13 protein-coding genes are annotated in these 14,438 nt (G+C 72.4%); 5 read left to right on the top strand and 8 right to left on the bottom strand.

Going from position 1 to position 14,438, the window contains the following annotated elements; all coding sequences use genetic code 11:
* Nucleotides 1–43: 43 nt before the first annotated feature.
* The 7 genes from ACFOWE_RS16955 to ACFOWE_RS16925 all read right to left on the bottom strand — a co-directional run bounded on the left by ACFOWE_RS16955 (nt 44) and on the right by ACFOWE_RS16925 (nt 7,858).
* Nucleotides 44–1,768, bottom strand: a complete 1,725-nt coding sequence (locus ACFOWE_RS16955) for a pseudouridine synthase (protein WP_377288744.1) — start codon at nt 1,766–1,768, stop codon at nt 44–46.
* On the bottom strand, nt 1,765–2,322 hold the full coding sequence (scpB, locus tag ACFOWE_RS16950; protein WP_377288742.1) for an SMC-Scp complex subunit ScpB: 558 nt from the start codon (nt 2,320–2,322) through the stop codon (nt 1,765–1,767). The genes ACFOWE_RS16955 and scpB overlap by 4 nt, the downstream gene beginning before the upstream one ends.
* Nucleotides 2,315–3,142: a segregation and condensation protein A gene (locus ACFOWE_RS16945; RefSeq protein ID WP_377288740.1), complete on the bottom strand. Its 828-nt coding sequence runs from the start codon at nt 3,140–3,142 to the stop codon at nt 2,315–2,317. The genes scpB and ACFOWE_RS16945 overlap by 8 nt, the downstream gene beginning before the upstream one ends.
* Before the next feature lie 98 nt (nt 3,143–3,240).
* Nucleotides 3,241–4,185: a ParA family protein gene (locus ACFOWE_RS16940; protein ID WP_377288738.1), complete on the bottom strand. Its 945-nt coding sequence runs from the start codon at nt 4,183–4,185 to the stop codon at nt 3,241–3,243.
* Between the two features lie 437 nt (nt 4,186–4,622).
* Nucleotides 4,623–5,531 (bottom strand): tyrosine recombinase, encoded by a 909-nt coding sequence (locus tag ACFOWE_RS16935; protein WP_377288736.1) that lies wholly within the window; start codon nt 5,529–5,531, stop codon nt 4,623–4,625.
* Nucleotides 5,532–5,561: 30 nt separating this feature from the next.
* A complete protein-coding gene (locus ACFOWE_RS16930; RefSeq protein ID WP_377288734.1) occupies nt 5,562–6,191 on the bottom strand; it encodes an NUDIX domain-containing protein in 630 nt (209 codons plus the stop codon).
* Nucleotides 6,188–7,858, bottom strand: a complete 1,671-nt coding sequence (locus ACFOWE_RS16925; protein ID WP_377288732.1) for a CTP synthase — start codon at nt 7,856–7,858, stop codon at nt 6,188–6,190. The genes ACFOWE_RS16930 and ACFOWE_RS16925 overlap by 4 nt, the downstream gene beginning before the upstream one ends.
* Nucleotides 7,859–8,013: 155 nt before the next feature.
* Between ACFOWE_RS16925 and ACFOWE_RS16920 the strand changes: the two genes are divergently transcribed.
* The 5 genes from ACFOWE_RS16920 (at nt 8,014) to ACFOWE_RS16900 (ending at nt 11,945) form a co-directional block, all read left to right on the top strand.
* A complete protein-coding gene (locus ACFOWE_RS16920) occupies nt 8,014–8,832 on the top strand; it encodes an acyltransferase (protein WP_377288730.1) in 819 nt (272 codons plus the stop codon).
* Entirely contained in the window at nt 8,813–9,946 is a 1,134-nt protein-coding gene (locus ACFOWE_RS16915; RefSeq protein WP_377288728.1) for an NAD(P)H-dependent flavin oxidoreductase, read from the top strand. Before ACFOWE_RS16920 ends, ACFOWE_RS16915 begins: the two co-directional genes overlap by 20 nt.
* A 90-nt stretch (nt 9,947–10,036) precedes the next feature.
* Complete coding sequence (locus ACFOWE_RS16910) at nt 10,037–10,681, top strand: DUF4126 domain-containing protein (protein WP_377288726.1); 645 nt, start codon at nt 10,037–10,039, stop codon at nt 10,679–10,681.
* Entirely contained in the window at nt 10,665–11,285 is a 621-nt protein-coding gene (locus ACFOWE_RS16905; protein WP_377288724.1) for a hypothetical protein, read from the top strand. The genes ACFOWE_RS16910 and ACFOWE_RS16905 overlap by 17 nt, the downstream gene beginning before the upstream one ends.
* 69 nt (nt 11,286–11,354) lie before the next feature.
* Nucleotides 11,355–11,945 carry a Uma2 family endonuclease gene (locus ACFOWE_RS16900; protein ID WP_377288722.1) on the top strand — a complete coding sequence of 197 codons (591 nt, stop codon included), beginning with the start codon at nt 11,355–11,357 and terminating at the stop codon, nt 11,943–11,945.
* A gap of 315 nt (nt 11,946–12,260) precedes the next feature.
* On the opposite strand, the gene uvrB is transcribed toward ACFOWE_RS16900, so the two are convergent.
* Nucleotides 12,261–14,384 carry an excinuclease ABC subunit UvrB gene (gene uvrB / locus ACFOWE_RS16895; protein WP_377288720.1) on the bottom strand — a complete coding sequence of 708 codons (2,124 nt, stop codon included), beginning with the start codon at nt 14,382–14,384 and terminating at the stop codon, nt 12,261–12,263.
* Nucleotides 14,385–14,438 lie beyond the last annotated feature (54 nt).

Here is a 14,438-nt window from a genome sequence, read left to right as displayed (position 1 = left end):
CCGTCGCGACCCGGCGTGTCCCGAACGTCTGTATCCAGGAAGGTTACAGGCCGACGGCGGCGTACAGCTCTCCGACCTCCTTGGTCGTCAGCGCGCGGACGGTGCCCGGCTTGAGACGGCCCAGCTTGACCGGGCCGAACTCGATGCGGGCCAGGTCGATGACCGGGTGCCCGACCTCCTCCAGCAGACGCCGGACGATGTGCTTGCGCCCCTCGTGCAGGACGACCTCGACCAGGGCCTGCTGCCCGTGCTCCTGGACCACGGTGAAGGAGTCGACCTTGACGACGCCGTCCTCCAGCTCCACGCCCTTCTTCAGGCGGCGGACCAGGTCGGGCTTGATCCGGCCGGGAACCTTCGCCCAGTACTTCTTCTGCACGCCGTAGCTGGGGTGGGTCAGGCGGTTGGCCAGTTCCCCGTCGTTGGTGAGCAGGATCAGGCCCTCGGTCTCGGTGTCGAGCCGGCCCACGTGGAACAGGCGCTCGGTCCGGTCCGCCACGTAGTCGGCGAGCGACGGGCGCCCCTCGGGGTCGGACATGGTGCTGACCACGCCGATCGGCTTGTTGATGGCGAAGTAGACGAGGTCGGGCATGGTCGGCAGGCGCTTGCCGTCCACGTGGATGACCTGCTTCGACGGGTCGACGCGGGCGCCGAAGCGGCGGACCACCTGGCCGTCGACCGTCACCCGGCCCTGACCGATCATCTCCTCGCAGGCGCGGCGGCTGGCGACCCCGGCCTGGGCGAGCACCTTCTGCAGCCGGACGCCGTCCGGGACCTCGGTGGTGTCGCGCACGTCGGTGTAGTCGTCGCCGTAGAAGTCGAAGTCACGCTTGGGCTGGCGGGCGGTCTTGAACCTGTCGTTCTCGACCGTGCCCGGCCTGCGCCCGGGCTTCGCCGCGGGAGCCCGCTCCGGCGTGACGCGGCCCCGCTGGGGAGTGGCGCGGCCCCGCTCCGGACGGCCCTGGCCGTACCCGGAGCGTCCGCCGCCGATCGTCTGGACCCCGTCCCGGCCTCCGGAGCCCCTGCCGTACCGGCCGCGCGAGCCGCCCCGCTCGTCCCGGCGGGGGGCCTCGACGCGGAGGTCCTCACGGTCCTCACGACGCCCGGTCCCTCCGCGTCCGGCGCGGAAGCCGCCGCGCTCGCCGCCCCGCTCGGAGCGGAAACCACCGCGCTCGCCGCGGAAGCCGCCGCGCTCGTCACCCCGATCGTCACGGCGCTCGGGCCGATCGTCACGGCGCTCGGGCCGATCGTCACGGCGCTCGGAGCGGAACCCGCCGCGGTCCTCGCGGAAACCGCCCCGCTCGGCGCGGAAGCCGGAGTCCTCGCGGTCCTCCCCGGAGCGGAAACCCGCGCGCTCGTCCCCGGACGGCCTGCCGTACCGGCTGCGCGAGCCGCCGCGCTCGCCACCCGGCTCGGCGCGGAAGCCGCCGCGCTCGCCGCCCCGCTCGGCGCGGAAACCACCGCGCTCGTCACGGCGCTCGTCACGGAAGCCGCCGCGCTCGTCGCGGAAGCCGCCCCGATCATCGCGGAAGCCGCCGCGCTCGTCGCTCCGGTCGTCACGGCGCTCGGAGCGGAAACCGCTCCGGTCGTCGCGGCGCTCGGAGCGGAAACCGCCCCGGTCGTCGCGGCGGGGGCCGCCGGAGCGGAAACCACCCCGGTCCGCCCGGAAGCCGCCGGAGGACGAACCGCCTCGGGACCCGCCTCCGCGGGGGGCGCCGCCACGGCCTCGACCGCGTCCATCACCGGACGGGGTACCACGCCTGTCGTTCACTTCTGCTCCTCTAAGGTTTCCACGTCGTCGGGCAGGAAGGGCGCCAGTTCGGGGAGTTCGCTGAGATCCCGCAGGCCCATCCGCTCGAGGAAATACGAAGTTGTCCGGTAGAGCACCGCCTGGCTCTCCGGGTCGGTGCCGGCCTCCTCGACCAGGCCCCTGGTCACCAGGGTGCGCATGACACCGTCGCTGTTGACGCCTCGGATGGCCGCCACCCTCGCCCGGCTCACGGGCTGGCGGTAGGCGACCACGGCCAGGGTCTCCAGCGCGGCCTGGGTGAGCCGCGTCTGCTGGCCGTCGCGGACGAACCGCTCCACCACGGGCGCGTACTCGGCCCGCGTGTAGAACCGCCAGCCGCCCGCGACCTCTCTCAGATCGAAACCCCGCCCGGCTCCGGTGTATTCCGCCGACAGCTCGCGGAGCGCGGCGGAGACCTCGGGCACCGGCCGCTCCAGCACCTGGGCGAGGGTCATCTCGGTCACCGGCTCGTCGACCACCAGCAGGATCGCCTCCAGGTGCGCGCGCAGGTCGGATCCGGGCGGCACGTCAGCCATCGGCGGGCTCTTTCCTCGTTCGGTCGTCGTAGTCGTCGGCCACGGCGACGTCCCCCTCGTCGCTGCCGGTCCAGGTCACGTGCAGCTCTCCGAGAGGCTCCACCTGCTCGAAGGAGACCGCCGCCTCCCGGTAGAGCTCCAGGACGGCCAGGAACCGCGCGACCACCTCGAAGGTGCCGGCGCAATCAGAGGTGAGCGCCCGGAAGGTCGCCCGGCGCAGCCGTCGCAACCGCTCGACAAGGATAGCCGCCTGCTCGCGGACGTTGGCGAGCGGTTGGTAGATGTGGGCGACCGAGACCGTCGGCGGGGCCTTGGGGGCGAAGGCCCGCCGGGCGATCTCGGCGAGACGGTCGGGGCCGATACCGAGGACCAGCTCGGGCAGGAGACCGGCGAAGCGGGCCTCCATCGGCACGGTCCTGGGGAAGCGCAGCGCCTCGTCCGCCAGGCGCTGGGCGAGGACCTTCCCGACCTCCTTGTAGGCCCGGTACTGCAGCAGGCGGGCGAAGAGCAGGTCGCGGGCCTCCAGCAGGGCGAGGTCCTCCTCGTCGTCCACCTCTCCGGAGGGGAGCAGCCGGGCGGCCTTGAGGTCGAGCAGGGTCGCGGCGACGAGCAGGAAGTGGCTCGTCTGGTCGAGGTCCCACTCCGGGCCCCGCGCCCTGATGTAGGCGATGAACTCGTCGGTGACCTTGCTGAGCGAGACCTCGGTGATGTCGAGCTTGTGCTTGGCGATCAGGCCGAGCAACAGGTCGAAGGGGCCCTCGAAGACCTCCAGGTGCACCCTGAAGGCGTCGTCGCCCGCGCTCTGCGGCTCCTCGCTCATCCGGCCATTGTCCCGCACTCACGGCGGTCTCGGGCCGGGCGCGGGCCGGTACGCGCCGGTGCGGGCCTTCCCCGGGCCCAGGCCGGGTCAGGCCGGGGTCAGCCCTCCGCGTCCCAGCGGGCGAGGACCTCCCGGGCCAGCTCGCGGTAGGCGCTCGCGCCGAGCGAGGAGGAGTCGAAGGTGGTGATGGGCTCACCGGCCACGGTCGCGTCGGGGAAGCGGACCGTCCGGTTGATCACCGTGTGGTAGACCTTGTCGCCGAACGCCTCGACCACCCGGGCCAGCACCTCGCGGCCGTGCAGGGTGCGCGCGTCGTACATCGTGGCCAGCAGGCCCTCGATGACCAGCTGGTCGTTGATGCGCTCCTGGACCTTGGTGATGGTGTCCATCAGCAGGGCGACGCCGCGCAGCGCGAAGAACTCGCACTCCAGCGGGATCATCACGCCGTGCGCGCAGGCCAGGGCGTTGATCGTGAGCAGGCCCAGGGAGGGCTGGCAGTCGATCAGGCAGACGTCGTAGTCGGGCAGGAGGGGCTTGATCACCCGGCCGAGCACCTGCTCGCGGGCGACCTCCGTGACGAGCTGGACCTCGGCCGCGGACAGGTCGATGTTGCTGGGCAGCAGGTGCATGTTCTCGACGCCGGTGTCCAGCAGCACCTCCTCGGCGGTGACCTGGCGGTCCATGAGGAGGTTGTAGACCGTCAGGTCGAGCTGGAGCGGGTTGATGCCGAGGCCCACGGAGAGGGCGCCCTGGGGGTCGAAGTCGACCAGCAGCACCCTCAGCCCGGCCTCGGCCAGGGCCGCGCCGAGGTTGATGGTGGTGGTCGTCTTGCCGACGCCGCCCTTCTGGTTGACCATGGCGACGACGCGGGCCGGTCCGTGGACCGTCCGCGGGCGCGGCTCGGGGAAGACCGGCCGGGGACGACCGGTCGGACCGAGGGCTCCCCCCACGACGGGAGTGCCGGCGGTCTTGGTGTCGCCCCAAGGGTTCTCGGGGGTGCCGGGCGCCCCCGCCCGGATGGAACCGTCGGTGGTCGCAGTCACCAGTCGAACCTCCCTGACGGCCTCGGACCGGACCGTCCGGACGGAAACTATGGCATGAACCCCCCGGACTGGAAAGTCGGGGCCTTCTCCCGTGTCCGCCTCGGCAGGCCACGGCGCGGACCTTGCTGTGTCCTGCCCCCTCCCCGCGGACGGGGCGCCGGTTCCCGCTGAGCGTGTCACTACGGCGGTGACCGCGGCGACACTCGTGACAGTATCTCAGGAGGCGCGGCCCGTCGCACTACTCCGTGTCCCGCCGCCCGACTTCCATCCCGCCGCGTCCAGGTTCATCCCGTTCTGCCCCATTTTGCGAAGGCGGCGTGCTCCGCCGAGGCGCCCCGCTCCGTGGAGGCGGGCCCGCATCGTGGAGGCGCGACCGCGCGGCGGACCGCTCTGCCGGTACGGCGTGCCGCACGGGGCCGCACGGGGCCGGGCCCCGCTCAGCGCCGGGCGCGCGGATGGGCCGCGGTGTACGCCTCCCGCACTCCGCCGCCGGTCACGCCCCGGCGGCCGCCCGAGGCGCCCGCCGAGGCGTGGCCGAGCAGCTCCTGCACCAGCCGGGCGTCCGCGCCGCCCGCCAGCAGGTGGGCGGCGAACGAGTGCCGCAGCACGTGCGGCGAGACCCCGTCCAGCCCGGCCCGCTCGGCCGCGGCGTGGAGGACCTCCCAGGCGCCCTGCCGGGTGAGCCGGCCGCCGCGGGCGTTGAGGAACAGCCCGCCAGTGCCCCGGCCGGAGGCGGCGATGCCCGGCCACGCCCCGGTGACGTAGGCCTCCAGCGCGTCCCGGGCGGGGTCGCCGAGCGGCACCACGCGGATCCGCCCGGCGTTGCCGGAGAGTCTCACCTGGGGGCTCCGCGGGGACAGGTCGACGTCGTCCACGGCGAGGCCGACGGCCTCGGAGATGCGCGCGCCGGTGCCGTACAGCAGTTCCAGCAGGGCCCGGTTGCGCAGGGTGAGCGGCGCGCGCTCGGGGCCGGAGGCGGCGATCAGCCGCTCCACCTCGCCGACGGCCAGCGCCCGGGGCTGGTGGCGGAGCCGGCGCGGCGACCGGACCCGGCCGGCGGGGTCGTGCCCGGCGACGCCCTCGCGCAGCGCGAAGCGGTGCAGGCCGCGCACGGCGGAGACGGCCCGCGCCGCCGAGCCCGCGGCGAGGGCGGCGTGCTCGGCGTCGCCCTCGCTCAGCACCGTCAGGAACGCCGTGACGTCGGCCTCCGCGACCTCGCCGAAGGTGACGCGCCCCCGGTTCTTCAGATGGCCCACGTAGCGCGTCAGGTCACGGCGGTAGGAGGCCAGGGTGTTGGCTGCCAGCCCCCGCTCCACCGCCAGGTGGGCGAGGTACCGGCCGAGCACGGCCTCCGTCTCGCTCAGGATGCCCTCCCGTCATGCCTCCGGCGCGTCGGCGGGCCGGAGTGAGGCGAAACCGTCCGCCGAGGCGGCGTACGCGGCGAGGATACCCGTCACGGCCTGGGAATTGTGGATCATTCCCGCCAGGGCGCGCCGGACCGCGTCGGCCAGGGGGACCCAGACCACCGGCATGTCGGCCTCCTCGTGCCGGCGCACGTAGGACAGCTCCCCCGCGGGGATCGGGCCGACGTCCCGGGCCAGGAAGATCCGCGTCCGCTCGTTGCTCATCCCCGGCGAGACGAGGGTGTCGACGAGGGTGTGCCAGGTCGCGGCCCGGTAGCCCGTCTCCTCGGCCAGCTCGCGGGCGGCCCCGAGGTGCAGCGGCTCGCCCTCGACGTCCCGCAGCCCCGCGGGCAGCTCCCACAGCAGGCGCCGGGCGGGGTGGCGGTACTGCCGCAGGAGCAGCACCCGTTCCCGGTCGTCCAGCGCGACCACGGCCACCGACCCCGGGTGCAGGACGTAGTCGCGGTCGACGACCTCGCCGTCCGGCATGGTGACGGCGTCGGTGACGGCGGTGATGACCCGGGCCTGGAAGTGGCGGGCGCTGGAGACGACCTTCCACTCCTCGGGGACGTCCTCGACGTCCCCGAAGCCGAGGGCGCTCACTTGCCCCGTCCCGCCCTGGCGACGGTGCCGCGGCCGTCGGCGTAGACCAGGGCGGCGTTGATCAGTCCCTTGAACAGCGGGTGCGAGCGGGTCGGCCGGGAGCGGAACTCCGGGTGCGCCTGGGTGCCGATGAAGAACGGGTGCACGTCGGTGGGGAGCTCGGCGTACTCCACCAGGCGGCCGTCGGGCGACAGGCCCGAGAAGACCAGGCCGGCCTTCTCCAGCTGCTCGCGGTAGGTGTTGTTGACCTCGTACCGGTGCCGGTGGCGCTCGTCCGCCTTCGCCTTGCCGTACAGCTGGCGGGCGAGTGAGCCCTCGGCGAGCTTGGCGGGGTACAGGCCCAGCCGCATGGTGCCGCCCATGTCCCGCTCGCCGGAGACCACGTCCTTCTGGTCGGCCATGGTCGAGATGACCGGGTCCGGGGTCTCCGGGTCGAACTCGGTGCTGCCGGCGCCCTCGACGCCGGCGAGGTTGCGGGCCGCCTCGATGACCATGCACTGCAGGCCCAGGCAGATGCCGAGCAGCGGGACGCGGTTCTCGCGGGCGTGCCGGATCGCGCCGACCTTGCCCTCGATGCCGCGCACGCCGAAGCCGCCGGGGATGAGCACGCCGTCGACGCCGTCCAGCTCGCGGGCGGCGCCCTCGGCGGTCTCGCAGTCGTCGCTCTTGACCCAGCGGATGTTGACGCGCGCGTCGCAGGCGAAGCCGCCGGCGCGCAGCGCCTCGGTCACCGACAGGTAGGCGTCGGGCAGGTCGATGTACTTGCCGACGAGCGCGATGGTGACCTCCTTGGCCGGGTGGTGCACCCGGCGCAGGAGCTGCTCCCACTCCTTCCAGACCACGTCGCGGAAGGGCAGGCCGAGGCGGCGCACGACGTAGGCGTCCAGGCCCTCGGAGTGCAGCACCTTGGGGATGTCGTAGATGCTCGCCGCGTCGACGGCGGAGACCACGGCGTCCTCGTCGACGTCGCACATGAGGCTGATCTTGCGCTTGATCGAGGCTCCGACCGGCCGGTCGGAGCGGAGCACGATCGCGTCGGGCTGGATGCCGATGCTGCGCAGGGCGGCCACCGAGTGCTGGGTCGGCTTGGTCTTCAGCTCGCCGCTCGGCCCGATGTACGGCAGGAGCGAGACGTGCAGGAAGAAGACGTTGTCGCGGCCGACCTCGTGGCGGACCTGGCGGACGGCCTCCAGGAAGGGCAGCGACTCGATGTCGCCGACCGTGCCGCCGACCTCGGTGATGACCACGTCGACGTCGGGGCCGGCCATGGACCGGATGCGGTCCTTGATCTCGTTGGTGATGTGCGGGATGACCTGGACGGTGTCGCCGAGGTACTCGCCGCGGCGCTCCTTGGCGATGACGTTCGAGTAGACCTGGCCGGTGGTGACGTTCGCCGAGCCGTGCAGCTCGGTGTCCAGGAACCGCTCGTAGTGGCCGACGTCGAGGTCGGTCTCGGCCCCGTCGTCGGTGACGAAGACCTCGCCGTGCTGGAACGGGTTCATCGTCCCGGGGTCGACGTTGAGGTAGGGGTCGAGTTTCTGCATGGTGACCCGGAGGCCGCGCAGCTTGAGCAGGCGCCCCAGGCTCGACGCCGTCAGCCCCTTCCCCAGACTGGAGGCGACGCCGCCGGTGACGAACAGATGCTTGGTTTGTGCGGCGCTGCGCAAGGAGTCTCCCGTGGTCGTGACAGATCAGCCGGCTCCGCCCTGGTGGGGGGCCTACAGGTCCACGGGCTCTCAGAATATCAAAGCCCGCCCGCCGGTCTCCCGGCGGTCCCTCCCGCGTTCCATACCCGTGTGACCAAGCGGTAACTTTGCCTCTTATGTCGCTTCGTGGCGTGGTACGGCGTGCCGCCGGCACCCTCATCCACCGTGGCTGGAACGCGATCCGCGCGGCCGGCACGGTCAGTTCGGCCAGTCCGGCCGGTTACCGCTTCCGCCGGCTCGGCGAGGGCGCCTGCCTCGCGTTCCCCGTGGGGGCGATCTTCGGCGAGGCCTGGATCGAGATCGGCGACCACACCCTGGTCGGCGAGCGCGTGTCCATCTCGGCGGGCATGGGCCCGGGGGTGGACCTGGGGCCGGACTCGATCGTGCGGATCGGCGGCGGCTGCTCGATCGGCCGCGGCAGCCACATCGTCGGGCACCAGTCGATCGACATCGGCGACCACGTCTTCACCGGCCCGTACGTCTACATCACCGACCAGAACCACGTCTACGACGATCCGGAGACGCCGATCGGCCGGCAGTGGCCGCGCAACAACCCGGTCTCGATCGGCGCGGGCTCCTGGCTCGGCACCGGCGCGATCATCCTGCCGGGCACCAGGATCGGCCGCCAGAGCGTGGTCGCGGGCGGCGCCGTGGTCCGCGGCGAGTTCCCCGACCACAGCGTCATCGCGGGCGTGCCCGCCCGGGTCGTGCGCCGGTACACCCCGGGCGAGGGCTGGCAGCCGCCGCAGCTCGCCGGGACGGCGCACCCGGCCGCTCCCGGACCTCTCGCCGGACCCGGTGGGGAGCCTGTCGGCGTCCCTCTCGGCGAGGCGCTCGGCGAGATCGCCCACCCAGAACAGAACGGGATTCGGCAGCCCCTGGACCGAGCGTCGTTCGGGGAACTAGGGTCGCGGCATGCGGACCGCGATCTGTGACAGATTCGGCATCGACCTCCCCCTGTTCGCCTTCAGTCACTGCCGCGACGTGGTCGCCGCGGTGACCAACGCGGGCGGGTTCGGCGTGCTCGGCGCCGTCGCCTACTCCCCCGAGCAGCTCGACACCGAGCTGACCTGGATCGACGAGCACGTCGGCGGCAGGCCGTACGGCGTGGACGTGCTCGTGCCCGGCAAGATCGACGTCTCGGCCGCCGGGCGGGGCGCCCGCCTGGCCGACGCCGTCCCCGACCGGCACCGCGACTTCGTGGCCCACCTGTTCGCCAAGTACGGCGTCGGCGGCGGGGAGGCGGTCTCCGCCTTCGCCGAGGGAGTGGGACGGCGGGTGACGGCCGAGGGCGCGACCGGGCTCGTCGACGTGGCGCTGAAGCACCCGATCGGCCTGATCGCCAGCGCGCTCGGCCCGCCTCCGCCCGAGATGGTGGGCAAGGCCAGGCAGGCCGGGGTGCCGGTCGCCGCGCTCGTCGGGACCGTCGAGCACGCCCGGCGCCAGGTCGCCGCCGGGGCCGACCTGATCGTGGCCCAGGGCTCGGAGGCCGGCGGGCACACCGGCGAGATCTCCACCATGGTCCTCGTCCCCCAGGTGGTGGACGCCGTGGACGTCCCGGTGCTGGCCGCGGGCGGCATCGCCGACGGGCGACAGATGGCCGCGGCACTGGCCCTGGGCGCCGAGGGCGTGTGGTGCGGCTCGGTCTGGCTCACCACGCAGGAGGCCGAGACCCCGCCCGTCATCCGGGAGAAGATGCTGGCGGCCACCTCCTCCGACACCGTGCGCTCCCGGACGCGGACCGGCAAACCCGCCCGGCAGCTCAGGTCCGCCTGGACCCAGGAGTGGGAGAGCGCGCCGGAGAGCCCCGGCCCGCTCCCGATGCCGCTGCAGATGATGCTCTCCGAGGGGGCCCTGGCCCGGATCGGCCGGGCGGCGGAGAGCGGCAACCCCGGGGCGCGGGAGCTCGCCACCTACTTCGTGGGCCAGGTCGTCGGCCAGCTGAACCAGGTCAAGCCCGCCCGGCAGGTCGTCTACGACATGGCCGAGGAGCTCGCCGCCGCCGTCGAACGCCTCCGGGCCGTCACCTCGGACGAGCCGCGCGGCTGAGTCCTCGCCGCTCCCCGGGACGCCGCGCCGTCCGGGATCCATTCCCGGCCCCCGGTCGTTGGAGGACGTGGGAACGGTGACGGAGGTGCGATGCTCGCGGCGATGACCGGCCTGGGCCTGTCCACGGCGGCCGGGCTGAACGCCTACATACCCCTGCTCGTCGTCGGCCTGCTCGCGAACCTCACCGACCACGTACGGCTGCCGCAGGAGTTCGCCTGGCTCTCCGACGGGTGGGTGCTGGCGATCATCGGGGTGCTGTTCCTGGCCGAGGTCGTGCTCGACAAGGTCCCGGTGGTGGACAGCGTCAACGACATGGTGCAGACCGTGGTCCGGCCCGCCTCCGGTGGCGTGGTCTTCAGCGCCACGGAGGCCGCGGCCCGGCTCGACGGCTCCGACTGGATGGCCCGGCAGCCCTGGGTCGGCTGGGCGCTCGGCATCGGGATCGCGCTGGCCGTGCACGTGATGAAGTCGGCCGCCCGGCCCGCGGTCAACGCTTCGACCGCCGGGGTGGGCGCGCCGGTGGTGAGCACGCTGGAGGACGCCGGGTCCCTCGGCATGAGCCTGGCCGCGGTCTTCCTCCCGGTCCTGGCCGCCGCGGCGGCGGTCGTCCTGGCGCTGCTCTCCTGGCGGCTCGTGCGCCGGCTGCGCCGGCTTCGCCGCAGCCGTCCACCCGGGCGACCGGGATATGCTCGAAGAATCCGAACATCCCCGCGAGGAGGTGGCTCCGATCGGTGAGTTTCTCGCCATCGTCATGGTGATCCTGCTGTTCCTCCTCCTGCTGGGGGCGGCCGGCGTCTACCTGCTGGTCAAGGCCGGCAAGAAGGCCACGAAGAAGGCCCGGAAGGTGACCAAGCGGGTCGTCTCCCACGTGGCCGCCATGGATCCCGGCGCGGCCGGGGAGGCCGAGCGCCTCCGGCTGGACCTGCGCCGCGAGGTCTCCATCACCCGCCAGGCCGTCGACGCGGCGCTGCGGGACCGCTGGGGCCTGGGCGAGCTGCCCCAGCTGGTGGCCGAGATCGCCGCGCACGCCGAGCAGCTCGACGGCCAGCTCGGCATGTACGCCCAGCAGAGCCGCGTGTCGGCCTACGTCGACCACGCCTCGCTGGCCCGGCTCCGCGAGCACCAGGCCAAGCTGACCACGGCCTGCGCCCGCATCCGCGCCGACCTGATCAACGACCAGATGGCGCACTCGGCGACCGGCATCGAGGAGATCCAGGGCCGTACCGACCTGGAGATCGAGGCCCGCCGCCAGGCGCCCGCCCTCGACCCGCTGGATCAGATCGACGAGCTCTACCGGCGCACGATGATCGACCGGGCCCGCCCCGAAGAGCCCCGCTGACCCCTCACCCGCTGTGTCATCATGAACACGTCGCGTTGATCCCCGTTCACGTCACCAAGGAGGCCGAGGATGACCACGGCGCTTCCCGAGTGGTTCTACCCGGGCCCGCCCGGCGGATGGACGGCCGACATGCTCGACCATCTCCCCGCCGACGCGCCCCGGCACGTCGAGTTGATCGACGGAGCACTCATCATGATGCCGCCGCAGACAGCGTTCCACATGCTGGTCATCAACCTGCTGATCGACAAGGAGCACGGGATCAGGCCTCCCTCGGACCTCATGGTCGCGCGGGAGATGACGGTGACCCTCGGACTGCGGCAACGCCCCGAACCTGATGTCATGCTCGTCAAGAAGGCCGCCCTGACGAGCCTTCTCACGACCTCCTTCAAACCTGAGGACGTACATCTCGTCGTCGAGGTGGTCTCCCCCGAATCCGTTGAGAGAGACCGGACCACCAAACCGAGCAAATACTCCGACGCGGGAATCAAGTACCTCTGGCGGGTCGAGCAGGAGGACGAGCGGCCCGTCGTCTACACCTTCGAGCTCGAACCGGCGGTGAGGGCCTACGTCCCCACCGGGATCCACCGGGGGCGGCTGCGCACGCACATCGGCTTCGACGTGGACGTCGACCTCGACCTGAGCACGTTCATCCGCGGCTGAGATCCCCGAACTCCCCGGCCGGCTCCTCGTAGTCAGCCGGTCCAGCGCGCCGTCCACGACCCGCCAGTCGTGCCGCTCCGGCTCGTCGGCGACCATCGCGGCGATCGCCGCCTCCTCCCCGGCGGACCGCTCCGCCGGGCCGAACTCGCGGCGCAGGAACGCGCGCCAGCCCTGGCCGACGAGGTCGTCGACCAGGGCACGGCACCGGGCGCACTCCGGCGCCCCGCCGTACTCCCAGCACCCGCACGCGGAACACCTGCGCATCCGGCCCCCCTCCGTTCCGCGGGCCGCCCGGCCCGACCGATCAGGACCGGGTCAGGAGACGCCGGCCTCTCGCATGTCGCGGACCTCGCGCTTGAGCTCCTTGATCTCGTCGCGGAGCCGGGCCGCGACCTCGAACTGCAGGTCGGCCGCGGCCTGGTGCATCTGCTCGGTGAGCGACTCGACCAGCTCCTCCAGCTGGGCGCGGGGCATCTCCCCCGCGATCGCCTTGGCGTGCTGCCCCGCCGCCGTGCCGGAGGCGCGGCTGCCGAAGCCGGGGACCGGGGCCTTGCCCCGCGACTGCTGGCGGCCGCCTCCGCCGAGCAGCTGGGCCGTGTCGGCGTCCTCCCGGTTGAGCGAGTCGAGGATGTCGGCGATCTTCTTGCGGAGCGGCTGCGGGTCGATGCCGTGCGCCTCGTTGTAGGCGATCTGCTTGGCCCGGCGCCGGCTGGTCTCCTCGATCGCCCGCTCCATCGAGGGGGTGATCTTGTCGGCGTACATGTGGACCTGGCCGGAGACGTTGCGGGCGGCGCGGCCGATGGTCTGGATCAGGGAGGTCTCCGAGCGCAGGAAGCCCTCCTTGTCCGCGTCGAGGATGGCCACCAGCGACACCTCGGGCAGGTCCAGGCCCTCCCGCAGGAGGTTGATGCCGACCAGGACGTCGAACTCGCCCATCCTCAGCTCCCGCAGCAGCTCGATGCGGCGCAGGGTGTCGACCTCGCTGTGCAGGTAGCGGACCCGGATGCCGAGCTCCAGGAGGTAGTCGGTGAGGTCCTCGGCCATCTTCTTGGTCAGCGTGGTGACCAGGACCCGCTCGTCCTTCTCGGCGCGGGTGCGGATCTCGTGGACCAGGTCGTCGATCTGCGACGTCGTCGGCTTGACGACGACCTCGGGGTCGACCAGCCCGGTCGGGCGGATGACCTGCTCGACGACCTCGCCCTTGACCCTGCCCAGCTCGTACGTGCCGGGGGTGGCGGACAGGTAGACGGTCTGGCCGATCCGCTCCAGGAACTCCTCCCACTTCAGCGGGCGGTTGTCCAGCGCCGACGGGAGCCGGAAGCCGTGGTCGACGAGGGTGCGCTTGCGCGAGGCGTCGCCCTCGTACATCGCGCCGATCTGCGGGACGGTCTGGTGCGACTCGTCCAGGACCAGCAGGAAGTCCTCGGGGAAGTAGTCGAGCAGCGTGTGGGGCGGGGTGCCGGCGGCCCGGCCGTCCATGTGCCGGGAGTAGTTCTCCACGCCGGAGCAGGTGCCGATCTGCTGCAGCATCTCCAGGTCGTAGGTGGTGCGCATGCGCAGCCGCTGGGCCTCCAGGAGCCTGCCCTGCCGCTCCAGCTCCGCCAGCCGCTCGGCGAGCTCGGCCTCGATGCCGCCGACCGCGGAGGCCATGCGCTCGGGACCGGCGACGTAGTGGGAGGCCGGGAAGATGAAGACCTCCTCGTCCTCCCCGAGCACCTCGCCGGTGAGCGGGTGCATGGTGGACAGGCGCTCGATCTCGTCGCCGAACAGCTCGATCCGGACGGCGAGCTCCTCGTACTTCGGGATGATCTCGATGGTGTCGCCGCGCACCCGGAACGTGCCCCGGGTGAAGGCCAGGTCGTTGCGGGTGTACTGCATGTCGACCAGGCGGCGCAGCAGCCGGTCGCGCTCGATCTCCTCGCCCACCTTCAGGCGGGTCATGCGGTCGACGTACTCCTGCGGGGTGCCCAGGCCGTAGATGCAGGAGACCGAGGCGACCACGATCACGTCGCGCCGGGTGAGCAGGGAGTTGGTCGCCGAGTGGCGCAGCCGCTCGACCTCGTCGTTGATCGAGGAGTCCTTCTCGATGTAGGTGTCGCTCTGCGGGACGTACGCCTCGGGCTGGTAGTAGTCGTAGTAGGAGACGAAGTACTCGACCGCGTTGTTCGGCATCATCTCGCGCAGCTCGTTGGCGAACTGCGCGGCGAGCGTCTTGTTGGGCTGCATGACCAGGGTGGGCCGCTGCAGCCGCTCGATCAGCCAGGCCACCGTGGCGGTCTTGCCCGTGCCCGTGGCGCCGAGCAGGACGCTGTCCTTCTCCCCCGCCCTGATCCGCCGCTCCAGCTCGGCGATCGCGGTCGGCTGGTCACCCGAGGGCGTCATCTCTGTGACGACCTTGAAGGGCGCCACCTTGCGCTGCAAATCTGTTACCGGCCTCACCTGTCCCACTGTAGGCGGGGTCACCGACAATCCTTGTTCAACCGTTCGGCAAGC

The organism is Planomonospora corallina (genome assembly GCF_042650625.1).
GTDB lineage: Bacteria > Actinomycetota > Actinomycetes > Streptosporangiales > Streptosporangiaceae > Planomonospora_B > Planomonospora_B corallina.
This window is presented reverse-complemented; position numbering and strand designations above follow the sequence as displayed.